Raw genomic sequence first — 22,472 nt, 5'->3', positions numbered from 1 at the left:
GTGCCTCGGGGGGCTAGTGACCGCTCGATAAAGCACCCCTGTGCCGGGATGCGAGGACTATCTAAGGCGCTTCCCTTGCCCGGCCCGCGGCGGACCTCAACGCCGCGAGCCTTTCAAGGGCCCGCTCCCGCGATAGCCTCTGGCGGACAGGGCAAGCGCGAGCCCTGGCCCTGTCCGCGCCTCGCATTCCTCGAAGGGCCGAGCGGGAGGTTGAAGGCAACCCCTCCCGCCACTCGCAAGGATGTTGCCAAGGCAACCCTGTGACGCCCAGGTGGCAATCCTGTGATGCCCAGGCGGCACCGGCCGGTTCCGTCCGCTTGCCTTTCCTCCCGGCGTAACCGTCCGCACGCGCCAGCGGATGACCGGGCGTGGGCCGGTTCCGCGCCCCGCCATGCAACCCACGCCGAGTTCCTGCGAAAGCAGGAACCCAGACACAGCCGCAACGCCCGCCGTCCCTGGGCTCCTGCTTTCGCAGGAGCTCGCGCTGCGGAGAGCGATCCTTCGCCCTCCTTCCACCCGTCATGCTGAACGGGTTTCAGCATCCATCGTGCCGCCCGGCACCTACAATGCGGGAGGAGGAACGGACCCCGAACGACGTTCAGGGTGACGGCGTTTCGAGCGTTCGGACCTGCCCCGCCCACGCGCGGTGACGGTGCGGGCTAGATCGGGTTGCCGTCCTGGTCGCGGAAGATCTCGCGGCGGCCGACGTGGTTGGCGGGGCCGACCAGCCCCTCTTCCTCCATCCGTTCGATCCACTTGGCCGCGGTGTTGTAGCCCACGCCCATCTGGCGCTGGAGCCACGATCCGCTGGCCTTCTGGTTCTCGAACACGATCTGGCAGGCCTGGCGATACTTGCGCTCTTCGGGATTGTCGCTCGCGGTCAGTTCGTCGTCGAAGCTGAAGCCGCCGTCCTCCGGCTCCTCGGTCACGGCATCGACGTATTCGGGCTTGCCCTGCCCCCGCCAGTGTTCGGCCACCGCCTCGACTTCCTCGTCCGAGACGAAGGGGCCGTGGACGCGGACCATCGCGCCCGAGCTGGGCTTGTAGAGCATGTCGCCCTTGCCCAGCAGCTGCTCGGCCCCCTGTTCGCCCAGGATCGTGCGGCTGTCGATCCGGCTGGTGACGTTGAAGCTGATCCGCGTCGGCAGGTTGGCCTTGATCACGCCGGTGATGACATCGACCGAGGGGCGCTGCGTCGCCATGATCAGGTGGATGCCCGCCGCGCGCGATTTCTGGCTCAGCCGCTGGATCAGGACCTCGATCTCCTTGCCCACGGTGACCATCAGGTCGGCCAGCTCGTCCACGATCAGCACGATCTGCGGCAGCGGCTCGTAATCGAGCTGCTCCTCCTCGAACAGTTCCTCCCCCGTTTCGGGATCGAACCCGGTCTGCACCCGGCGGCCGAGCGGCTTGCCCTTGGCGATCGCGGCCTTCACCCGCTCGTTGAACGAATGGATGTTGCGCGAATTGATCGAGCTCATCATCCGGTAACGCCGTTCCATCTCCTCGACCGCCCACTTGAGCGCGCGGACCGACTTGTGCGGCTCGGTCACGACTTGCGACAGCAGGTGCGGGATATCGTCGTAGCTTTTCAGCTCCAGCACCTTGGGATCGATCAGGATCAGGCGGCACTCGTCGGGCGTGAAGCGGTAGAGCAGGCTGAGCAGGATGCAGTTCAGCCCGACCGACTTGCCCGACCCGGTCGTGCCCGCCACCAGCAGGTGGGGCATGGCGGCAAGGTCGGCGATGATCGGTTCGCCGGCGATGTCCTTGCCCAGGATGATCGGCAGGCTGCCCTTGGCATTGGCGAACGCTTCGCACGCGACGAGTTCCTTGAACGCGACCATCTGGCGGTGGGCATTGGGCAGCTCGATCCCCATCACCGTCTTGCCCGGGATCGGGGACACGCGCGCGCTGATCGCGCTCATGTTGCGGGCGATGTCCTCGGCCAGGCCGACCACGCGGCTGGCCTTGATCCCCGGGGCCGGCTCCAGCTCGTACATCGTCACCACCGGGCCGGTGCGAACGGCGGTGATCTCGCCCTTGACGTTGAAATCGTCGAGCACGGTCTCGAGCAGGCGCGCGTTGCGCTCCAGCGCCAGGCGGTCGAGCTTCGGCCCGGTGTCGGCCGGCGGTTCTGCCAGAATGTCGAGGCTGGGCAGCTCGAAGGCGGCGAACATGTCGCGCTGCTTCGCCTTGTCGAGCCGGGCCGGGCGCGGCGGGGCGCTGCGTTCGGCGATCTCGGGCGCGCGCCGCCGCGGGGCCGGCTCGCCGGGGGTATCGGCCGCCGGCTCGTCCACCGCGATCGCGGGGGCGGGCCTTGTCGCCGCGCGCCGCTGCCGCGGCAGGAACGGCACCTCGCGCCCGGCCAGCGCCGGGGCCCGACGCAGGAAGGCGGGCAGGGTCAGCAGCGCGCGCCAGTCGATCGCGAAGACGCGGGTGACCAGCGCCACCCCGCCGGCCAGCGCGGCCAGCGCCATTGCCAGGATCGCCCAGCCGCGCCCCCCCTCGGGCAGGCGGCCGGCCAGCGCCTCGATCGCGCCGGCCCCGAGCAGCCCCGCGATCCCGCCGGAGGAGGCGGGCAGGGCCCCGCCCGGCCCGTCGAAGGCGAGCGAGAGCACGCTGGAGAGCAGGACCATCGCGAGCAGGAGCAGGATCACCGGGCGCAGCCAGTGGGTGTCGGTATCGCGGTCTTCCTCTTCCACGTCGCGCCAGAGCTTGCGCGCGCAGACGTAGAGCAGCGGGAGGAGGAGGATGCCCGAAAGGCCGAAGAAGAACAGCACCCGCTCAGCCGCCCAGGCCCCGCCGGTGCCCATCCAGTTGCCGATGTCGGTCCCCGCTGCTGCGGTCGAGGGGCTGGGATCGGTCTGGGTATAGCTGACCAGCGCGAGGGTGAGGAACACCGCGGCGCTGAAGAGCACGGCGGCCCCCGCCATCTGCGCGGCGCGGCGCAGGCTGCGCCGGAAGGTGGCGCGCCAGTCTGTCTTCGGCGATTTGGCGGCCGCGCGGGTGGCCATGGCTATTCCCCTGCTGTGGCGGTCACTATGAATCCTCGGCGAGTCCGGCGTCAAGCGACCTTCGACGGCCCGCCGCCCCCGTTTCTGCCGGGCGCGCGCGCCGGCGCTATACCAGCCCGTCGATCGCGGCCCAGCGCGGCCAGTCGAGCTCGCGGGCCCGCTGCGCCGTCATCCCGCCGAGCGCGATGACCGGCATCTGCGCCCGCGCGGCGAGCGCGCGGAAGCGGATCGGCCCCAGCGTCGGCGCGTCGGGGTGCGACCGGGTGGGGAAGACGGGCGAAAGGGTGACCGCGTCGGCCCCGATCGCGTTGGCCGCCTCGATCCCGCGCGCGTCGTGCGCGGTCGCGATCCGCAGGCGGCCGTTGCCCGGCCCGATCCGGCGCGCGGGGCCGTAGAGCCCGTGCGCGCCCCATTCGCGCGCCTCGCCCGCGCTGCCCGACAGGACCACGCGGTGCCCCTGTTCGCGCGCGATCCCCGCCAGCACGGCGAAGCGCGCGCGGCGCGGTTCGGGCGCGAGGTGGTAATGCCGATAGACGAAGCCCGACCCTTCGGGCAGCGAACGCAGCGCCTGTTCCAGCAGGGCGTCGTTGCGCGCATCGGACAGCAGCCAGAGTTGGGGCAGGGTATGGTTTCGCAGCACGGTGCCGCTATAGCGCGTCGCGATGGAAAACCCAGACACTCCGCTCCAAGCGGTCCACGATCGCATTGCCCGAGCCTGCAAGGCCGCCCGCCGCGACCCGGCAGAGATCACCCTCGTCGCCGTCAGCAAGACCCATCCCGCCGGCGCGATCGCGCCGCTCCTGCACCAGGGGCAGCGCGTGTTCGGCGAAAACCGGGTGCAGGAAGCCCAGGCCAAGTGGCCCGCGCTGCGTGAAAGCCATCCCGACGTGCAGCTGCACCTCGTCGGCCAGCTCCAGTCGAACAAGGCGGAGGAGGCGGTCGCCCTGTTCGACTGCATCCATTCGCTCGACCGGCCCAGCCTGCTCAAGGCCCTGGCCCGGGCGATGGACAAGGCCGGCCGGCGCGTGCCCTGCTTCGTCCAGGTGAACGTGGGGGAAGAGGAGCAGAAGGGCGGATGCGCGGTGCCCGACCTGCCCGGGCTGATCGCGCAGGCGCGCGGGGCGGATATCCCGCTCGCCGGCCTGATGTGCATCCCCCCGCTGGGGATCGAGCCGGCGCCGTTCTTCGCCCTGCTCGACAAGCTCGCCCGCGACAACGGCCTGGCCGGGCGCAGCATGGGGATGAGCGGCGATTACGAGACGGCCGTGATGACGGGCGCGACCCACGTGCGGGTCGGCACCGCGCTGTTCGGCCAGCGGGCGCGCTAGGCGGGCAAGCCCCGCGCCGGGCGGGCAAAGAAAAAGGGGCGCCGCGCGGCGCCCCTTTCCCTTCGATCGGATCGATCGCGCGCGGTCAGAACTCGCCGCGCACGGTGATCCCGTAAGTGCGCGGTTCGGCGAGGAAGGCCGAATAGGTCTGCTGCGGCGCGATGAACGGCGTGTTGAACGCGACCTGGGTGTAGTTCGTGTCGAACAGGTTCTGCACCCACCCCTCGATCGAGAAGCGATCGGCGATGTTGGTCAGGCCGATGCGGCCGTTCACGATCACGTAGCCATCCTGCTCCTTGCCGTAGAGCAAGTCGGAGCCGGTGTTGTAATCGCCGGTCATGCGGGCGTTGAAGAACACCAGCCCGCGCATCCCGCTGGCGCCGATTTCGGGCGTCCACGAGACCGACGAGGTGGCGACCCATTCGGGCGCGTTCGACATGTTGTCGCCCGGCAGCAGGCGCAGCGCGGGATCGAGCGGAACGCCGGTGTCGGTGCCGATCAGGTCGTCCTCGTAGCTGGTGTCCGAATAGGTCAGGCCCAGCGTGATGCCGAGATCGCGGGTCGGGTTGAGCGTGGTTTCGAATTCCACGCCCTGCGCGACCACGCCCGGCTGCACGTTCTCCGGATCGCACGCCCCGGTCGTGGCGTCCCCGTCCTGGTCCGCGCCGCCGAGGTCGGTCGAGCACGAATTGATGTTCTGGACGAGGTAGAACGAGCCGTTGAACGTATTGAGCTGGAAGTTCGAGAACTCCTGCCGGAAAGCGGCGATGCTGAAGCCGAAATCGCGGGTCGAGTACTTGGCCCCGATCTCGTAGGCGTTCACCGTTTCCTCGTCGAACTGCAGCGCGCCCACGTCGATGTTGTTCGGATCGAGCAACAACGGGTTGGACAGCGCGGAGCGGTCGAGGTTGAAGCCGCCCGCCTTGTAGCCGCGCGAGTAGGAACCGTAGAGCAGCAGGTCGGGCGTCGCCTTCCAGCTGAGCACGGCCGTCCCGGTGAACTCGTCCTCGTCACGCGAATCGGACAGCGAAACGCCGTCGAGCTCGGCGGTCGAGTTGCCCTGGCACGACAGCGAGAGGATGCCGCCGGCGAAGGCCGCCAGCGACGGCACGCCCAGCAGCGGGGACAGCATCGCGCGGTTGGTCGGGCAGACGGTGTTGTCGTTGCCGAACAGCGCGTCGAAGTCCTTGGTCTCGTTGGTGTAACGAAGGCCCAGGGTCAGGTCGACGGTGTCGGTGATGTGGAAGATGTTGTGGGTGAAGAGCGCGAAGTTCTCGCTCTTCTGGTTGTAGACATCGCCCGTGCCGCCGGCATCGCTGATGGTCGAGAGGTTGTTGATCCCGGCCACGATCGCCGGGGTCGCCGCCCCGAACACCGCGCCGCTCTGGATCACGCCGAAGGCCGCCGGGCTGAAGCAGTTCTGCTGCGTCGGATCGGGCACGGTCCCCACGATCCCGCCGAGCGAGGGCTGGAGCGCGATCGCCAGGCGGCAGGAAACGAACGTGCCGTAATCCTCGCCGAAGCGCAGGTTGTCGGTCACCCGCAGCTTCTCGTTGGCGTAGTAGCCGCCGACCAGCCAGTCGAGCCGGTCGTCGAAGGCCGAACCCTGCAGGCGCAGTTCCTGGGTGAAGGTCTTGAACCGGCGCGAACCGGCGTCTTCGCCCGGGGCGCGATAGAGGATGTCGAGCTGGGTATAGTCGGTGTCCGACGCCTGCCAGTTCGAATATTCGCGATAGCCGGTGATCGAGGTCAGCTCGACCGCGCCCAGCTGCCAGTTGAGCTCGCCCGAGATGCCGTAATCCTCGGTCTCGCCGGCGTAAGTGCGGCCGGGGGTGACGTAGATGTCGCGGTCGAACGTGCTCTGGGTGAAGGCGCGCGGGTCCTGCCCCAGGCCGAGCATGACCGGGACGATCGGGTTGTCGGTGCTGGTCAGCGCCGGTCCGCCCTCGGGGCGGGTGAAGGGATCGAGCCCCGGGCTGACCCGCGCGAGCGGGGCGAACTCGGGCTGCACGAAAGTGGCGGCGCAGCAGGCCTCGTCCTTCTTCGAATAGTCGGCGACGAGGCGGAAGTTCAGCGTGTCGCTCGGCTCGAACAGCAGCTGCCCGCGCACCAGGTAACGGTCGCGGTTGTTGACCGTCGTGTCGTTGTTGACGTCGTTGTAGAAACCGTCACGCTCGAAATAGACGCCGTCCACGCGCGCCGCGACGGTCGAGCCGATCGGCGCGTTGACCCCGGCTTCGACGCGGATCGCGTCGTAATTGCCGTAGGTGAAGGCGCCGTAGCCCGAAACCTCGAACTCGGGCGGCGCGGTATAGATGCTGATCAGGCCGGCCGAGGCATTGCGCCCGCCCAGCGTGCCCTGGGGGCCGCGCAGGATCTCGATCCGGTCGATCGGGCCCAGCTCGCTGAGCGCATTGCCCGAGCGCGAGCGATAGACGCCGTCGACGAAGACCGCGACCGAGCTTTCGAGGCCGGGGTTGTCGCCGACCGTGCCGATCCCGCGGATACGGGCCGAGCCGTTGGCCTCGTTGCCGGTCGAGGAAACGAGCAGCGAGGGGGCGACCTGGTTCAACTCGCGGATGTCGCTGGTACCCGATTTCTCCAGCAGTTCGCCGGAAACGGCCGAGACCGCGACGGGAACGTCGGCCAGCGACTGCTCGCGGCCCTGGGCGGTCACGACGATGACCGGGCCCGTCTGTTCCGGCGGCGCCTCGACCGCGGGCTCCGCCCCGCCTTCGTCCTGCGCGAACGCCGCCTGCGGGACGAGCGCGACGCTGGCGCCGGCAAGCGCAAGAGCCCTGATAGATACCAATTGCTTCATTGTTTTCTCCTCCACCAAAACTTGACGTATACGTTAACTCAAGTCGGCCCGGGAAAGAAACAAAGTTTCCACCAGGGCCCGCTTTTTATCGATTAGTGTTGCATTCAGGCGTCTTCGAGCTCCGCCTGGCGCCGGTCGCTCGCCGCGTCGAGCAGGGCCGCCTCGACGGCCTGGGCCCGCGGACCGGTGATTTTCTCCCCCAGGAGGTCGGTGACGTAGAACGTGTCGGCCGCGCGCTCGCCATAGGCGGTGACATGCGCCGAATGGACGACCAGCTGGCATTCGAACAGCGCCCGCGCCAGCCGGTTGAGCAGCGCCGGCCGGTCGCGCGCGTTGACCTCGATCACCGTGAAGCGGTTGGAGGCCTGGTTGTCCACGATCACCCGCGGCCGCACGTCGAAGGCGCGCGCCCGGCTGCGCGGCAGCGGCCGCCTGGCCAGCCGCGGGACCAGCTCGATCCGGTTGGCCAGGGCATCGTCGATCGCCGTCTCGATCCGCGCGAGCTGCTCCGCCTCGTGGAACGGCTGGCCCAGCGGGTCCTGGACCAGGAAATTGTCCACCGCCCACCCGCCGCGGGTCGTGTGGATGCGTGCGTCGATGATGTTCGCCCCGGCCAGGTGGATCCCGCCCGCGATGCGGTAGAACAGGCCCGGGTGGTCGGCCGCGATCACGCTGACCAGCGTGGCCCCGCGCGAGGGATAGACCTCGCAATGGATCGACAGGTCGTGGTCCAGCCGCCGCGCGGCCGCGAACTGGCGCAGGTTCAGCGCCGCGATGTCTTCCGGCTCGGCAATCCAGTAGGCTTCGCCGAACTCGTCGCCGTGGCGTTCGATCAGGCCGGCATCGTCGGCCAGTATCGCGCGGGTCGCGTCCTTCTTCGCCGCCACCCGCTGCTGGCGCCCGTGGCGCATGTGGCCCAGCCGCAGCCGCTCGTGCGCGAAATCGTACAGCTCGCCCAGCAACTGGCGTTTCCAGCTGTTCCACGTGCCGGGGCCGACCGCGCGGATATCCACCGCGGTCAGGATCAGCAGGTGGCGCAGCCGCTCGACGCTCTGCACTTCGGCGACGAAGTCCTCGATCGTCTTGGGATCGGTCAGGTCGCGCTTGAACGCGGTCGCGCTCATCAGCAGGTGATAGCGCACCAGCCAGGCGACGAGGTCGGTCTCGTCCTCGCTCAGGCCGAAGCGGGGGCACAGCTCCTCCGCCACTTCGGCGCCCAGCACCGAGTGGTCGCCGCCGCGCCCCTTGGCAATGTCGTGCAGCAGCACCGCGACATAGGCCGCCCGGCGCGAGGCGATCTTGTGGACCAGCCGGGTCGAGCGCGGGTGGTCCTCGGCCAGTTCGCCCTTCTCGATCCGGTTGAGCAGTCCGATCGCGCGGATCGTGTGCTCGTCCACCGTGTAATGGTGGTACATGTCGAACTGCATCTGCGCGTTGACCTTGCCGAAATCGGGCACGAAGCGGCCGAAGACGCCGGCCTCGTTCATCCAGCGCAGCACGGGTTCCGGGTCGTTGCGCCCGGCCAGCAGCTCGAGGAACAGGGCGTTGGCGCGCGGATCGTCGCGCACTTCGGCGGTGATCAGGCGCGAATCGCGGTCGGCCTGGCGCATCGTCGCCGGCTCGATCTCCAGCCCTTCCGCCTCGGCCACGCGGAAGATCTCGATCAGGCGGACCGGGTCCTTGCGGAACCAGTCGTCCGACGGGATGCCGATCCGCCCGCCGAACACGCGATAGCCCTTCACGCTGCGCGGCCGCGCGCGAAAGCCAGCGAGCAGCCCCTGGCGTGCGCGCTTCTGCGCGAACTGTTCGTCGATATGGGCCAGGAAGACCCCGGTCAGGCTGCCGACGCGCTTGGCCTGGAGGAAATAGAACTGCATGAAGCGTTCGACTTCGCTCTTGCCCGGGCGGTCGGTGAAATTCATCCGTTCGGCCACCTGCCGCTGCAGGTCGAAGGTCAGCCGGTCCTCCGCCCGCCCGGTGATCATGTGCAGGTGGCAGCGGACCGCCAGCATGAAGCCTTCGGCGCGGCGGAAGCTGCGGTATTCCTGCGCCGTCAGCAGGTCCACGTCGACCAGCTCGGCGGCGCTGCGGACCTTGTGGATGTACTTGCCGATCCAGTAGAGCGTCTGCAGGTCGCGCAGCCCGCCCTTGCCGTCTTTCACGTTGGGCTCGACGACATAGCGGCTGTCGCCCATCCGCTTGTGCCGCGCGTTGCGCTCGGCCAGCTTCTCGGCCACGAACTGGCGTTCCGTCCCCGTCACCACGTCGGCCCAGAACCGGCGGCGCGTTTCCTCGTAAAGCGCCTCGTCCCCCCAGACGTAGCGCCCTTCGAGCAGGGCGGTGCGAATGGTCACGTCGCCCTTGGCCATGCGGACCATGTCGTCGGGCGTGCGGCTCGAATGGCCGACCTTCAGGCCCAGGTCCCACAGGTAATAGAGCATCGCCTCGATCACCTGTTCGCACCACGGCGCGTTGCGGGTGGGGGTGAGGAAGGCGATGTCGACGTCCGAATGGGGCGCCATCTCCGCCCGGCCGTAGCCGCCGACCGCGAGGATCGAGAGCCGCTCGGCTTCCGAGCGGTTGGCCGCGGGGTAGTCGTAGGCGACGACGTGGTCGTGGATCAGCCGCACGAGCTGGTCGACCAGGAAGGCCTGGCCGGCCACGCATTCGTGCCCGGCGTGCGGTTTCTCGATCAGGCGCCGCCGCAATTCGTCGCGCCCGGCGTCCAGCGCCTCGCGCAGGGCGGCGATCACCGCCCCGCGACTGTCGGCCGCGCCCTCGCTTCCCAGCCTGTCCAGCGTCTCGGCCAGGGCGCGCCGGTCGATGATCGCGCGCTGCCGGGGGATGCGGACCTGGTTCAAGCCTCGATCAGCTCCTCGCCGAAGCGGGCGCGGACCGCGCGCTTGTCGATCTTCTGCGTCCCCAGCCGCGGCAGGGGCTCGTCCGACTGGCGGATGTGCTGCGGGATCTTGAACGGCGCCAGCTGCCCGTCGAGGAAGCTACGCAGCTCGTCGGGCGTCAGCGAATGGCCTTCCTTGCAGTAATAGACGGCGGCCGGGATCTCGCCCAGGCGTTCGTCGGGCAGGCCGAAGACCGAGCATTCGGCGACCGCGTCGTGCCCGTAGATGCCCTGTTCCACCTCGATGCACGAGATGTTCTCGCCGCCCCGGATGATGATGTCCTTCTTGCGGTCGACGATGAACAGGTACTCGTCCTCGTCGAGATAGCCGAGGTCGCCGGTGCGGAAATAGCCGTTGTCGAAGAAAGCCGCCGCGGTCGCGTCGTCGTTGCGCCAGTAGCCGCGGAAATTGGCGATCGAGCGAATGCAGACCTCGCCCACTTCGCCCCGGGGCAGCGCGTTGCCGTCGTCGTCGAGGATCGCCAGGTCCACCAGCGGCTTGCTCGCGCGGCCGGTCGATCCGGGCTTGGCCATGTAGTTCTCGTTGAAATTGCCGCAGCCCACGCCGTTGGTCTCGGTCAGGCCGTAGCCGAGCAGCGGGAAACCGCCGGGGAAGGCCTTCTTGATCTTGTTGACGTGGTCCACGGGGCGCGGCGCGCCGCCGGCGGCGAAGCTCTTGCAGGCGCTGAGGTCGAACGAATCGCGTTCGGGGTGGGTCGCGATCTCGTAGCTCATCAGCGGGACGCCGACGAAGTAGGAGACTTTCTCCGCCTCCATCAGGCGCATCGCCTCGCGCGCGTCCCACTTGGGCATGAGCACGAGCTTGCGCGCGATCGCGTAGCTTTGCAGGTAGAGCGGCACTTCGCCGGTGACGTGGAACAGCGGCACCGCGATCAGCGCGCAGGCCTGCCCCTCGGGCGCGTCGCCCCGCTCGGTCAGGAGCTGGGCGGCCATCGCGCTCTGCGAGACATAGCTCATCGTGCCGTGGACGACCCCGCGATGGTCGGACCAGGCGCCCTTGGCATCGCCGGTCGAGCCCGAGGTGAACAGGATGGTCGCGATGTCGTCCGGCCCGATCTCGCCCAGCATCCGCATGGCGACGTCGCCTTCGCCCCAGATCGGCGCGAGCCCGTCGGACGGCGGGAGGTCGTGCGCGATCTCGACGATCCGCGCCGGGTGGTCCGTCCCCTCGAGCCGCTCGGCCCGCTGGCCGTCGGCGAGGACGAGCGAGCATTCGGACAGGCGAATGCCGTAAGCGAGTTCCTCCCCGGTCCAGAACCCGTTGAGCAGGGTGGCGCAGCCGCCGCCCATGATCACGCCCATGTAGGCGATGATCCAGTTGGCCGAATTGCGCGCGGCGATGCCGACGCGGTCGCCCTTCTTCATCCCGTGGTCCTGCACCAGGCCCGCGGCGACGTGGCTCGCGGCGACCCAGCATTGGCCGAACGTCAGCCGCACGTCGCCGTCGACCAGGAAGACGAGGTCCTTATGCTCGTTGCAGAAATGCGCGAAATAGTGGGCCAGGCTGGGCGGGGCGTTCTTGAATGCCGGCAGGGACAGGCCCTCGCGCTCCACTGATTCGGTCTCGAACGGCATTCCGGGGGCGGTCAGGCCCTCGATGATGCGTTCCAGATCGTTGTCCAGTTCAGTCGGCATTCGTCAGCTCTCCTCTCGCCATTCCCCTACGTCACGGCGCGATCGAATCGTACCGGACGCTCGAACGCAGGGTTTCACCCCGTCGCTCTCTATGCCAAAAGCCGCGCGAAATTCCCGCGTGCCGGGCACGGTCTTCGACCTGATTTGATAAGGGGTTCGCCAGTTGCTGTCACTACTTGCCGCCGCCGCCGCGGATACCTCGGGACCGATTCAGTGGGCGGAACTGGGGCTGACGCCCGGCATCGACCTGGGGTTCTTCACCCTGCGCTGGTACTCGCTCGCCTATCTCGCGGGGATCGTGCTGGGATACTGGCACCTCTCGCGCATGATCAAGGCTCCCGGCGCGCCGATGGCGCAGCGCCATGCCGACGACCTGTTCTTCTATTGCACGCTGGGCATCATCATCGGCGGGCGCCTCGGCTATGCCACGTTCTACGACCCGTCGCTGTGGACCAGCCTCCAGCTGTTCCAGCTCTGGACCGGGGGGATGAGCTTCCACGGCGGGCTGGCCGGGGTCCTGGTCGCGATCGCCTTCGTTTCGTGGCGCGGCGGGCTGCCGTTCCTGCGGGTGGCCGATTACATCGCGGTCAACGTGCCGTTCGGCATGATGTTCGGCCGCCTCGCCAACTTCGTCAACGGCGAACTCTGGGGCCGGCCCGGCGACGTGCCCTGGGCGATGGTCTTCCCCGGGGCGGGCCCGCTCGCGCGCCATCCCTCCCAGCTCTACGAGGCCGCGCTGGAAGGCGCGCTGCTGGTCGTCGTCCTGCTCTACCTGTTCTGGAAAACGCGCGCGCGCTATCGCCCCGGCCTGCTGGTCGGCGTGTTCACCGCCGGGATCGCGCTGGGCCGCTTCACGGTCGAGTTCTTCCGCGAGCCCGACGCCCAGCTGGCCGAATTCGCCGCCAATACCGGGCTTTCGATGGGACAGTGGCTCACGATCCCGCTGATCGTGCTCGGCGTGGCGGTCACCGTCCGCGCGCTGGCGCGGCCGCCGCTGGCCAGCGGAGCGCCCGCGGCCGGAGCGGCATGAGCGGCAGCGACGCGGCTGGCGACGCGGCCGGCGACGCGGGCGAGGCCGGCGAGCTGGGCGACATCTTCCGCCGGCTGATCCGCAATACCGGGCCGATCTCGCTCGCCCAGTTCATGGGGGAGAGCAACGCGCGCTACTATGCCGGGCGCGACCCGCTGGGGGCGGCGGGCGATTTCGTCACCGCGCCCGAGATCAGCCAGATGTTCGGCGAGCTGATCGGCCTGTGGCTGGCCGACATGTGGATCCGCGCCGGGCGCGAGGAGCCGGTGCTCTACGTCGAGCTCGGCCCCGGGCGCGGCACGCTTGCGCGCGACGCGCTGCGCGCCGCCGGCCGCTACGGCCTGGCGCCCGAGGTGCACCTGGTCGAAGGCTCGGGCGCGCTGCGCGAGGTCCAGGAACAGGCCGTGCCCGGCGCCTTCTGGCACGCCGACCTGGCCGGCGTGCCGCAGGACGCGCCGATGCTGCTGGTGGCGAACGAGTTCCTCGACGCGCTGCCGGTGCGCCAGCTGGTGCGCACGCAGGACGGCTGGCGCGAACGCATGGTCGGGCTGGAAGGGGACGATTTCGTGTTCGTCGCCGGGCGCCAGCCGATGGACGAGGCGGTGCCGGCCGAATGGCGGGGCGCCGCGGTCGGCACCCTGCTGGAAACCAGCCCGGCCTCGGCCGCGATCGCCTACGAGATCGCCGGCCGCCTGGCCGAGCAGGGGGGCGCGGCGCTGGTGATCGATTACGGGCACGGCGAAATGCGAACCGGATCGACGCTGCAGGCGGTGCGCGCCCATGCCAAGGTCGATCCCTTCGCCGCGCCGGGGGCGGCCGACCTGACCGCGCACGTCGATTTCGCCACGCTGGCGCGGATCGTCCAGGCGCGCGGGGCGCGGCACCTGGGCACGGTCACCCAGGGCGAATGGCTGCGCGCGCTGGGGATCGACGCGCGGGCCCAGACGCTGTCCGCGCGCGCGCCGCACTACGCGCAGGAGATCGAGGCCGCCCGCCACCGGCTGGTGGACGAGGCGCAGATGGGGCGCCTGTTCAAGGTCATGGGCATTGCCGCCCCCGCCTGGCCCGACGGCGCCGGGTTCGACGCGCACTAGCCGCCTTGCCGGCGCCGTTCCTCCATCGGGAGGGCGCCGGCCCGCACCCGCCGCGGCAGGGGCCGGCTAAAGCCCGAGCCGGGCGGAAAGCGCGCGCGCGGCGGCGGCGGGGCTCTGCTTGTCCGCGTCGGTGCGGTCCACCGCCAGGTTCGCCCTTCGCATCGCCTCGACGTCGATCGCGCCGACCAGCGGGCGCAGCGCGGCCACCAGCGCCGCGTCGTCCGCGCGGTCGGGGGCGACGAGGACCAGCGCGTCGTAGGCCGGGAAGGCGCCTTTCGGATCGTCCAGCACGACCAGCCGGTCGGCCGCGATCCGCCCGTCGGAGGTATAGGCGCTGATCACGTCGGCCTCCCCCGATTGCAGGGCGTTGTACATGAAGGTCGGCTGGAACGTGCGCTGGCGGGCGAAGCGCAGGCCATAGGCGTCGCGCACCGCGCGCCATTCGGGCCGGCGGAAGAATTCCGGGTCGGCGCCGATCACCAGCCGCGGCGCCACGCGCGCAAGGTCCGCCAGCGAGGCGACCCCCAGCGCCGCGGCCCGGTCGGCCCGCATCGCCAGGGCATAGGCATTCTCGAACCCGAGCCGGCCGAGCACGAGCGTGCCGCTGGTCTCGCGCTCCCACGCCGCGATCGCGCGATAGATCGCCTCGCGCCCCGGGTTGTCGGTGCGGCCCATCTCGTTGGTCCACAGCGTGCCGGTATAGTCGATCGAGATGTCGATCGCGCCCGAGGTGACCGCGTCGTGGACCGCCGCGGAGCCGAGGCCGTCGCGATATTCGACGCGGTACCCGGCCTCCTCCAGCCGCTGGCCGATCAGGCGGGCGAGGACATATTGCTCGGAAAAGCTCTTGGCCCCGATCACGACCGGCTCCTCCCCCTCGCCCGGCTCGAACCAGGCGAGCGCGGCGGCGCCGATCCCGGCCAGCGCGAGGCCGGCACCGGTCCAGACCATCCACCGCCGGCGCCGGGCGAAGCCGCGTTCGACCAGCCCCAGCAGCGCGTCGGCGACCAGCGCGAGCGCCGCGCTGGCGATGCAGCCGGCGAGGACGAGGGTCCAGTTCTGCGTCTGCAGCCCGGCGAAGATCGGGTCGCCCAGGCTCGGCTGGCCGATCGTGGTCGCCAGGGTCGCCGCGCCGATCGTCCAGACCGAGGCGGTGCGAACCCCGGCCATGACGTAGGGCGCGGCCAGCGGCGCCTCGACCAGGCGCAGTTTCTGCCACGCGGTCATGCCCACGCCGTCGGCCGCTTCGAGCACGCCGGGCGCCATGTGCTCGCGCGCGGTCACCGCGTTGCGCAGGATCGGCAGCAGGGCATAGAGCGCCAGGGCGAGCAGCGCGGGAAGGAAGCCGAGCGTCGGCAGCCCTTCGCCGAACACCGCGCGCAGGCTCAGCAGGATCGGGAAGAACAGCGCGAGCAGGGCCAGCGCCGGGATCGTCTGGACCAGGCTGGCGAAGCCGAGCGCGATACGGGCCACGGCGGGCGAGCGGCTGGCCCAGACGGCCAGCGGCAGGGCGATTGCCATGCCCAGCGCGATCGCCGCCGCCGCCAGGAGGACATGGGCCGCCAGCTTGCCCCCCAGGCCGAGCAGGATCGGCAGGATCGCGTTCACCCTTCCAGCTCCGCGATCGCGTCGGCCTGGTCGCGCGGAACGGCGACCAGCGCCTGCGCCTCGTCCCCGCCCGCGCCCGCCAGCAGCGCGCGCGGCGTCTCGTCGGCGACAATCCGGCCCGCGGCCATGACCAGGACCCGGTCGGCCAGCAGCAGCGCCTCGGCCATGTCGTGGGTCACCATCAGCGTGGTCAGCCCCAGCCGGTCGTGCAGTTCGCGCACCTTGCGCCCCAGCGCGTCGCGGGTGACCGGGTCGAGCGCGCCGAACGGCTCGTCCATCAGCAGGACCTGCGGCTCGCCGGCCAGCGCGCGGGCCACGCCGACGCGCTGGCGCTGCCCGCCCGAGAGCGCGTGCGGCATACGGCGGGCGTGGGCGGGCTCCAGCTCCACCAGTTCGAGCAGTTCGGCCACCCGCTCGGGCCCGATCGGCCGCCGGGCGAGCCGCGGGCCGATCCCGATGTTCTCCGCCACCGTCATGTGCGGGAACAGGCCGATCGACTGGAAGACATACCCGATCCGCCGCCGCAGCGCCGGCGCGGCGATCGCGGTCACGTCCTCCCCTTCGAACAGGATCGTGCCCGCATCGGGCGCGACGAGGCGGTTGATCGTCTTGAGCAGGGTGGACTTGCCCGAACCGGAGGCGCCGACCAGCGCGACGAAGCTGCCGCGCGCGATCGCCAGGTCCACGCCGTCGATCGCGCGGGTCCGGCCGAAGTGCTTGGCCAGGCCGTCCAGGCGCAGCGCGGTCGGGGGCGCGGCATCGTCCATCCCGCCGACCCTAGCCGCGAACCGCGCGAAAACGAAACCCCGTGGAAACGAGCCCTCCCGGAAACGAACCCCCCGAAAACGAACCCCGGGGAAGCCGAAACGTCAGTCGGCCAGCCGGACCACCGGCAGGCGCAAGGTCGCCGCCAGTCCGCACTCGCGCCACTCGCGCGAGACCTTGCCCCCCAGCTGCCCCACGCTCATGTCGATCAGGCGGGTGCCGAAGCCATTGCCGCCGCTTTCGGCGATCGCCGGGGCCGGGCCGCCGGTCTCGGCCCAGGTGACGAGGATATCCTCCCCTTCGCGGGCCAGCTCGATCGCGATGCGCCCTTCCTGCTTCGCCAGCGCGCCGTACTTGATCGCATTGGTCGCCATCTCGTGCAGGACCAGCGCCAGCGAGATCGCCGCGCGCGAGCCGACCGGGGCGGTTTCCCCCGCCACGGCGATGCGGTGAGCCCGGATGCCGGCGAACGGTTCGAGCAGGACCGAGATCAGCCCGCGCAGGTCGCCCGATCCCTGGTCGGCCGAAGGGAGGACGAAATCCTGCGCCTTGCCGAGCGAGGCGATCGTGCCGACCAGTTCCTCGCCGAACGGGCGCAGTTCCTCGCGCCCGCGGGTGCGCAGCGAGATCAGGCCGGAAATGAGCGCGAAGATGTTCTTGATCCGGTGCGCCAGCTCACGCGCCAGGGTGTCGCTCGAATCGGCTTCGCGGTGGCGCTCGTCGATGTCGGTCAGCGTGCCGTACCAGCGCGCGACGCTGTCGTCCTCGTCGCGCACCGGAAGCGCGCGCGCGATCGTCCAGCGCCAGCTGCCGTCGGCCTGGAGCAGGCGGAACTCGTTCTCGAAGCTGTCGCCGCGGGCCATGGCCTCCTGCCAGGCGGCCGATGCCCGTTCGCGGTCGTCGGCATGGACGAAGCCCAGCCAGCCTTGCATGTCGCGGGGCGGCGCGCTGCCCGTCACCCGCTGCCAGCGGGCATTGAAGTAATCGAAGCGCCCCTCCCCGTCGGCCGACCAGATCACGTCGGGCAGCCAGTCGCCCAGCGTGCGGAAGCGGGCCGCCTGGCGGGCGAACTCGTGGCGGTGCTGGCGCGCCTCGCGCTGGGCCTGGAAACGGCGCTTCACCGCCTGGGACAGCAGGGTCAGCCCCTGGGCCTGCAACTCGGTCAGCCCGCCGGGCCGGGGCCGGGTGTCGAGCACGCAGAGCGCGCCGATCGGCGCCCCCTCGCGCGAGGCGATCGGCGCGCCGGCATAGAACCGCAGGCCGAAATCGCCGGTCACCAGATCGAACTCGGCGAACCGCTCGTCCTCGCGCGCGTCGGGCACGACCAGGAGGCCGCCGTCCATCATCGTGTAGGCGCAGAAACTGGTCGAGCGCGGGGTGCCTTCGGCTTCCACCCCGGTGCGGGCGATGAACCGCTGCTGTTCGGATTCGACCAGCGTCACCAGCGCCACCGGCGTTTCGCACAGGCGGGCGGCGAAGCGCACGATCTCGGCCAGTTCGGGATCGTCGACAAGCGCGTCCAGCCCGTGCGCGGCGACGACCCTCGCGCGCTCCGCATCGCCGCAGAACGCCGGCGCCGGGGCCGCGTCCGGCGGCCACAGAGTTGAATCGTCGATTTCCATCCCGTCGGCTCTTGCGATAGCGAATTCACCGGGATTTCCAAGGGCTTTTGCCCCCGTTTGCGGGGGGTTTGCCGCTACGGTCGCGCTCGGCTATGCGCCGGTCGACAAGTTAGGAGCTCCCATGCGCGCGACCCCCGATTTCGATTTCCAGCTCGGCGAGACGGCGGACATGATCCGCGAGACCACGGCCCGCTTCGCCGACGAGCAGATCGCCCCCCTGGCCGAGGCCATCGACCGCGAGGACCGCTTCCCGCGCGAGGAGCTGTGGCCGGCGATGGGCGCGCTGGGCCTGCACGGGGTGACCGTGCCCGAAGCCGACGGCGGCCTCGGCCTCGGCTATCTCGAACACGTCATCGCGGTGGAGGAAGTCAGTCGCGCCTCGGCCAGCATCGGCCTCAGCTACGGCGCCCATTCCAACCTCTGCGTCAACCAGATCGCGCGCTGGGGGAACGAGGAGCAGAAGGCGAAGTACCTGCCCGGCCTGATCAGCGGCGAACACGTCGGCTCGCTCGCCATGTCCGAGGCCTCGGCCGGGTCGGACGTCGTCTCGATGAAACTGAGGGCGCAGAAGGTCGAGGGCGGCTATCGCCTCAGCGGGACGAAGTTCTGGATCACCAATGCGCCCCATGCCGATGTCCTGGTCGTCTATGCCAAGACGGGCGAGGGGTCGCGCGGGATCACGACGTTCCTGATCGAAAAGGACTTCGAAGGCTTCGCGATCGGGCAGAAGATCGGGAAGATGGGGATGCGCGGATCGCCGACCAGCGAACTGGTGTTCGACGACTGCTTCGTGCCCGAAGCGAACGTGATGGGCCCGGAAAACGGCGGCGTGGGCGTGCTGATGAGCGGGCTGGACTACGAACGCGTCGTGCTCTCCGGTCTCCAGCTCGGCATCATGCAGGCCTGCCTCGACACGGTGATCCCCTATGTCCGCGAACGCCAGCAGTTCGGCCGGCCGATCGGGACGTTCCAGCTGATGCAGGCCAAGGTCGCCGACATGTACGTCGCGCTGCAATCGGCCCGCGCCTATACATATGCCGTCGCGCGCGCCTGCGACGCGGGGCAGACGACGCGCTTCGACGCCGCCGGCGCGATCCTGCTGTCGAGCGAGAACGCCTTCCGCGTCGCGGCCGAGAGCGTCCAGGCGCTGGGCGGCGCCGGCTACACCACCGACTGGCCGGTCGAACGCTACCTGCGCGATGCCAAGCTGCTCGACATCGGCGCGGGCACGAACGAGATCCGGCGGATGCTGATCGGCCGCGAACTGATCGGGGCGGCGGGGTGAAAGTTCTCCTCACCGGTGCGTCGGGCTGGCTGGGGCGGTTCCTCGCCCCGCGGCTGCGCGCGGCCGGTCACGAGGTCGTGGGGCTGGACATCGCCCCGGGCCCGGACACGCAGGTGCTGGGCACCGTGGCCGACCGCGACCTGGTGCGCGACGCGGTGCGCGACCACGCGATCGAGGCGATCGTTCACGGCGCGGCGCTGCACAAGCCCGATATCGCTCGCTACGACGAACAGGCCTTCGTCGATACCAACGTGACCGGCACGCTCAACCTGCTCCGGGCGGCGGTCGAGGCCGGGCACGGCCGCTTCGTCTTCACCTCGACCACCTCGATGATGGTGTCGGACCGCGTGCGCGCGGGGACCGGCGAGGCCGCGTTCTGGATGGACGAGGGGTTTCACGCCGGGCCGCCGCGCAACATCTACGGCATGACCAAGGCCGCGGCGGAAAACCTCTGCGCCCTGTTCGCGCGCCTGCACCCGCTCGACGTCGCGATCCTGCGGACGGGGCGCTTCTTTCCCGAGGAAGACGATACCCACCGCGAGCTGTCGGGCGAGAACATGAAGGCGAACGAGTTCCTGCACCGCCGGCTGAGCGCCGGCGACGCGGCGCGGGCGCATGTCCTCGCGCTCGAGCGGATCGGCGGGCTGGGCTGCGAGACTTTCGTGATTTCCGCGCCCCCGCCGTTCGCGCGCGACGAAGCGGGCGAACTGGTGCGCGACGCGCCGGCGGCGATCGAGCGGCACTTCCCCGGCGTGCGCGGGCTCTACGCCGCGCGCGGATGGGCCCTGCCGCGCAGGATCGAGCGGGTTTACGACCCGGCGAAGGCCGAACGCGTGCTCGGCTTCCGGTGCGAGACCGATTTCGCCCGGGTCCTCGCCGCGCTGCGCGCGGGCGAGCCCCTGCCTTTCGACCACGATCCGGCCTATGTGCCGCCGAAGGAACCCGCATGACCGCGCCCGCGCCCGCGCCCGCTCCCGGCCCGGCGCCGGCACGAACCCACGCCCTGCAGATGAAACGGACAGATTGACCCGCCCATGACCGCACCCACGCTGACGACCAAGCTGGACCGCGAAGCGCCCGACGCCCGGGCGCGCTTCGAGCATAACAAGGCCCTGGCCGGCGACTTGCGCGCCCGCGTCGCCGCGGCGGCGCAGGGGGGCAGCGAAGGCAGCCGCGAGCGCCACCTGGCGCGCGGCAAGCTGCTTCCCCGCGAGCGGGTCGAGCGGCTGCTCGACCCGGGCAGCCCCTTCCTCGAGATCGGCCAGCTCGCGGCGAACGGCATGTACGGCAAGGACGCGATCAACGGCGCCGGGCTGATTGCCGGGATCGGCCTCGTCGCCGGCCGGCAGGTGATGATCGTGTGCAACGATGCCACCGTGAAGGGCGGCACCTATTACCCGATGACGGTCAAGAAGCACTTGCGCGCGCAGGAAATCGCGCAGGAAAACCACCTGCCGTGCATCTACCTCGTCGACAGCGGCGGGGCGAACCTGCCGCACCAGGCCGAGGTCTTCCCCGACCGCGACCATTTCGGCCGCATCTTCTTCAACCAGGCGAACATGAGCGCCGCCGGCATTCCGCAGATCGCCTGCGTCATGGGCAGCTGCACCGCGGGCGGCGCCTACGTGCCGGCGATGAGCGACGAGACGGTGATCGTGCGCAACCAGGGCACGATCTTCCTCGCCGGCCCGCCGCTGGTGAAGGCCGCGACGGGGGAGGAAATCAGCGCCGAAGACCTCGGCGGCGGCGACCTGCACGCGAAGAAATCGGGCGTGGTCGATCACCTGGCCGAAAACGACGAACACGCGCTGACCATCGTGCGCGATATCGTCAGCCACCTGGGCGAGAACCCGGCCGCGGCGAAGAACGTCGACTTGCGCGATCCGCGCGCGCCGCTGTTCGATGCCGAGGATCTCTACGCCCTCGTGCCCGAGGACGTGCGCGCGCCCTACGACGTGCACGAGGTCATCGCCCGGCTGGTCGACGGCAGCGAGTTCCACGAGTTCAAGGCGCATTACGGCAGCACGCTGGTCTGCGGCTTCGCGCATGTCTGGGGCATGCCGGTGGCGATCCTGGCCAACAACGGCGTGCTCTTTTCCGAAAGCGCGCAGAAGGGCGCGCATTTCATCGAGCTGGCCTGCCAGCGCCGCATCCCGCTGCTGTTCCTGCAGAACATTTCCGGCTTCATGGTCGGCGGCAAGTACGAGGCCGAAGGTATCGCCAAGCACGGCGCAAAGCTGGTGACCGCGGTCGCCACCGCCACCGTGCCCAAGGTCACCGTGGTCATCGGCGGCAGTTTCGGCGCGGGCAATTACGGCATGTGCGGGCGCGCCTACAGCCCCCGCTTCCTGTTCACCTGGCCCAATGCGCGCATCAGCGTGATGGGCGGCGAACAGGCCGCGTCGGTGCTCGCGACCGTCCACCGCGATGCCGAGAGCTGGAGCGAGGAGGAGGCCGAGGCCTTCAAGGCCCCGATCCGCCAGAAGTACGAGGACGAGGGCAATCCCTATTACGCCACCGCCCGCCTGTGGGACGACGGCGTGATCGACCCGGTGCAGACGCGCGACGTGCTCGGCCTCGCCTTCGCCGCGACGCTGGAGGCGCCGATCCCCGAGCGGCCGCAGTTCGGCGTGTTCCGCATGTAGCATCGGCCGGCGCGGCGATTTTTTCGAAACCGCCCGCCGGGCTTGCGCATTGGGGGAGGGGAAACCGGACAAGGAGACGCCCGATGACCTTTCACGCCCGCCTCGCGCTTGCCGCGCCGTTCGCCCTGGCGCTCGCCGCCTGCGGCGAGACAACCGACGTCGACGAACGCGTGGTCGAGACGCCCGAGCTGGAAACGCCGACCGACGTGACCCTGCCCGAGGTCGAGGTCGAATATCCCGAAGTGCCGGTGAATGCCCGCACGACGGTCGATTATGCCGGGACGTACGAGTTGCGGACCCGCGACGACCAGGTCAGCACGATCACCTTGCGCGAAGACGATACCTACGTCTGGCGCGCGCCCGACGGCACCGAGACGAGCGGTTCCTTCACCTGGGGCGACGACGAAAGCCGCATCCTGATCGAGCGCGAGGGCGAGACGCAGGCCTATGCCGTGGCCGAGAACGTGCTCTATCGCCTGCCCGCCGCCGACGCCCCGACCGCGGGCGAGCGGAGCGAGGAGACGACCTGGCGGCGCAGCGACCCGGCCCCGGCCGCCGACGACCAGGCCGGCCCGGCGCAATAGGCGCGGCCGGGCAATAGACGCGGCAGGGTATTAGACGCGGCAGGGGCGCATTTCGCGCCGCGGGGCTTTAACCGGGCGCGGGCCGTCGCTAGATTACGCGCGATCTAGCGGACGGACC

At 70.1% G+C, this 22,472-nt stretch carries 15 protein-coding genes; 7 read left to right on the top strand and 8 right to left on the bottom strand.

The window, feature by feature from the left end; genetic code table 11:
* Nucleotides 1-659: 659 nt before the first annotated feature.
* Nucleotides 660-3,017 carry an FtsK/SpoIIIE family DNA translocase gene (locus GRI72_RS12260; RefSeq protein WP_160734204.1) on the bottom strand — a complete coding sequence of 786 codons (2,358 nt, stop codon included), beginning with the start codon at nt 3,015-3,017 and terminating at the stop codon, nt 660-662.
* 106 nt (nt 3,018-3,123) lie between these two features.
* Nucleotides 3,124-3,681 carry a thiamine phosphate synthase gene (locus GRI72_RS12255; protein ID WP_419880246.1) on the bottom strand — a complete coding sequence of 186 codons (558 nt, stop codon included), beginning with the start codon at nt 3,679-3,681 and terminating at the stop codon, nt 3,124-3,126.
* Here GRI72_RS12255 and GRI72_RS12250 point away from each other — a divergent pair.
* Nucleotides 3,680-4,345, top strand: a complete 666-nt coding sequence (locus GRI72_RS12250) for a YggS family pyridoxal phosphate-dependent enzyme (RefSeq protein ID WP_160734202.1) — start codon at nt 3,680-3,682, stop codon at nt 4,343-4,345. The genes GRI72_RS12255 and GRI72_RS12250 overlap by 2 nt on opposite strands.
* An 85-nt stretch (nt 4,346-4,430) precedes the next feature.
* Here GRI72_RS12250 and GRI72_RS12245 read toward each other — a convergent pair whose 3' ends face one another.
* The 3 genes from GRI72_RS12245 to GRI72_RS12235 form a co-directional block, all read right to left on the bottom strand.
* The gene (locus tag GRI72_RS12245; RefSeq protein ID WP_160734201.1) at nt 4,431-7,166 is read right to left on the bottom strand and encodes a TonB-dependent receptor; all 2,736 of its coding nucleotides are present in this window, start codon (nt 7,164-7,166) and stop codon (nt 4,431-4,433) included.
* A gap of 104 nt (nt 7,167-7,270) precedes the next feature.
* Nucleotides 7,271-10,027: a [protein-PII] uridylyltransferase gene (locus GRI72_RS12240; RefSeq protein ID WP_160734200.1), complete on the bottom strand. Its 2,757-nt coding sequence runs from the start codon at nt 10,025-10,027 to the stop codon at nt 7,271-7,273.
* Complete coding sequence (locus GRI72_RS12235) at nt 10,024-11,721, bottom strand: class I adenylate-forming enzyme family protein (protein WP_160734199.1); 1,698 nt, start codon at nt 11,719-11,721, stop codon at nt 10,024-10,026. The genes GRI72_RS12240 and GRI72_RS12235 overlap by 4 nt, the downstream gene beginning before the upstream one ends.
* Nucleotides 11,722-11,884: 163 nt before the next feature.
* Here GRI72_RS12235 and lgt point away from each other — a divergent pair, with 163 nt between their 5' ends.
* Both lgt and GRI72_RS12225 read left to right on the top strand, forming a co-directional pair.
* Nucleotides 11,885-12,751, top strand: coding sequence for a prolipoprotein diacylglyceryl transferase (gene lgt, locus GRI72_RS12230; RefSeq protein WP_160734198.1), 867 nt, complete (start codon nt 11,885-11,887; stop codon nt 12,749-12,751).
* Nucleotides 12,748-13,845, top strand: a complete 1,098-nt coding sequence (locus GRI72_RS12225; protein ID WP_160734197.1) for a class I SAM-dependent methyltransferase — start codon at nt 12,748-12,750, stop codon at nt 13,843-13,845. The genes lgt and GRI72_RS12225 overlap by 4 nt, the downstream gene beginning before the upstream one ends.
* A 66-nt stretch (nt 13,846-13,911) precedes the next feature.
* On the opposite strand, the gene GRI72_RS12220 is transcribed toward GRI72_RS12225, so the two are convergent.
* From GRI72_RS12220 to GRI72_RS12210, 3 genes are all read right to left on the bottom strand, one after another.
* Nucleotides 13,912-15,453 carry an ABC transporter permease/substrate-binding protein gene (locus GRI72_RS12220; protein ID WP_337191189.1) on the bottom strand — a complete coding sequence of 514 codons (1,542 nt, stop codon included), beginning with the start codon at nt 15,451-15,453 and terminating at the stop codon, nt 13,912-13,914.
* Nucleotides 15,450-16,220, bottom strand: a complete 771-nt coding sequence (locus GRI72_RS12215; protein WP_160734196.1) for an ATP-binding cassette domain-containing protein — start codon at nt 16,218-16,220, stop codon at nt 15,450-15,452. The genes GRI72_RS12220 and GRI72_RS12215 overlap by 4 nt, the downstream gene beginning before the upstream one ends.
* 102 nt (nt 16,221-16,322) lie before the next feature.
* A complete protein-coding gene (locus GRI72_RS12210; RefSeq protein ID WP_160734195.1) occupies nt 16,323-17,840 on the bottom strand; it encodes a sensor histidine kinase in 1,518 nt (505 codons plus the stop codon).
* Nucleotides 17,841-17,961: 121 nt separating this feature from the next.
* Between GRI72_RS12210 and GRI72_RS12205 the strand changes: the two genes are divergently transcribed.
* The 4 genes from GRI72_RS12205 (at nt 17,962) to GRI72_RS12190 (ending at nt 22,354) form a co-directional block, all read left to right on the top strand.
* Nucleotides 17,962-19,125, top strand: a complete 1,164-nt coding sequence (locus GRI72_RS12205; RefSeq protein ID WP_160734194.1) for an acyl-CoA dehydrogenase family protein — start codon at nt 17,962-17,964, stop codon at nt 19,123-19,125.
* The gene (locus GRI72_RS12200; RefSeq protein ID WP_160734193.1) at nt 19,122-20,075 is read left to right on the top strand and encodes an NAD-dependent epimerase/dehydratase family protein; all 954 of its coding nucleotides are present in this window, start codon (nt 19,122-19,124) and stop codon (nt 20,073-20,075) included. Before GRI72_RS12205 ends, GRI72_RS12200 begins: the two co-directional genes overlap by 4 nt.
* A gap of 84 nt (nt 20,076-20,159) precedes the next feature.
* Nucleotides 20,160-21,770, top strand: coding sequence for a carboxyl transferase domain-containing protein (locus GRI72_RS12195; protein WP_160734192.1), 1,611 nt, complete (start codon nt 20,160-20,162; stop codon nt 21,768-21,770).
* 83 nt (nt 21,771-21,853) lie between these two features.
* A complete protein-coding gene (locus tag GRI72_RS12190) occupies nt 21,854-22,354 on the top strand; it encodes a copper resistance protein NlpE (RefSeq protein WP_160734191.1) in 501 nt (166 codons plus the stop codon).
* Nucleotides 22,355-22,472 lie beyond the last annotated feature (118 nt).

Origin of the sequence: Pelagerythrobacter marinus (assembly GCF_009827515.1) — a bacterium.
Classification (GTDB): Bacteria; Pseudomonadota; Alphaproteobacteria; order Sphingomonadales; family Sphingomonadaceae; genus Pelagerythrobacter; species Pelagerythrobacter marinus.
Note: the sequence above shows the minus strand (reverse complement) of the source record. Positions and strands in the feature narration are given on the sequence as shown.